Below are 1,009 nucleotides of genomic sequence, written 5' to 3'. Positions count from 1 at the left end.
CCTGGCCACGGACGGCATAGGCAGCGGCTACGACCTGGTCTGGTGCTCGTCCGTGCTGCACTTCGTGCCCGATGCGGCAGCCGTGGTCGCCAAGGTGTTCGACGCGCTGGCGCCCGGCGGCGTCTTCGTCTGCGCCCATGCCGAGGTGGATGAGACGCCCGAAGCCGCCCTGCGCACCCTGCCCTACTACCTGCCCATGCGCCTGCTGGGCCGCAGCGTGACCCGGCGTGGCGAGCTGCAGGCGCTGCTGGCGCAGGCGGGTTTCGAGCGCATCGAACGCATCGAGTCGCGCGAGTTTCCGATGGCACCGCTGGCCGTGCTCATTGCCCGCAAGGCCGCGCCATGAAGGCCGCAGCTCCCCGCCCTGTCTGGCTGCTCCAGGCACTTTTCGGCTGGCTGCACCTGGCGCTCACCGCGCCCAGCGTCTACCTCTGGCTGGGCCTGCCCCTGGTCATGCGCCAGCATGGCTGGTCGGGCACGGCCATCGGCCTGTTCCAGCTGGCGGGCCTGCCCGCGCTGATCAAGTTCGCGCTGGCCGCGCCCGTGGAAGCGCGCAGCGCGAACGGCCGGCCGCGCTACCGCGCCTGGGCGCTGGCCCTGTGCCTGGCTTATGCGGCCGTGCTGCTGGCCCTGGGCTGGCAGCAGTTGCTGGCCGAGCGCCTGTGGCTGTTCGGCCTGGCCTTCGCGGCCGCGCTGGCCGCCACCTGGGCCGACATTCCCGTCAGCGCCCTGGCCATCCGCCTGCTGCCCGCGTCCGAGCGCATGCGCGCCGGGGGCGTGCGCGCAGCGGCGCTGTCGCTGGGCGCCATCGTGGGCGGCGGGATGATGCTGCTCATGCAGGCGAAATGGGGCTGGCACGCGCCCTTCCTCTGCCTGGCCGGCGCGCTGGCCCTGGGCGCCCTGCTGCTGGCCTGGGTGGTGCGCCATGAGCCGGGGGATGCGCCCTCACCCCTGCTGCTGCCTGCGCCCAAAGCTGGACTGGCCGCCATGGTCCGCGGCTATGGCGCGG

Annotated in this window: 2 protein-coding genes; both read left to right on the top strand. The window is 73.4% G+C overall.

Annotated features, from left to right (window positions below; translation table 11 throughout):
- Nucleotides 1-346: class I SAM-dependent methyltransferase (locus L995_RS12290; protein WP_047472026.1), on the top strand; the 346-nt coding region annotated here is incomplete at its 5' end.
- Nucleotides 343-1,009 (top strand): MFS transporter (locus L995_RS12285; protein WP_047472025.1); only part of this gene is annotated, 667 nt, incomplete at its 3' end. The genes L995_RS12290 and L995_RS12285, both read left to right, overlap by 4 nt.

The organism is Delftia sp. ZNC0008 (assembly GCF_000799035.1).
GTDB lineage: Bacteria > Pseudomonadota > Gammaproteobacteria > Burkholderiales > Burkholderiaceae_C > Comamonas > Comamonas tsuruhatensis.
The sequence above is the reverse complement of the archived record's forward strand: the minus strand, read 5'-3'. Positions and strand labels throughout refer to the sequence as shown.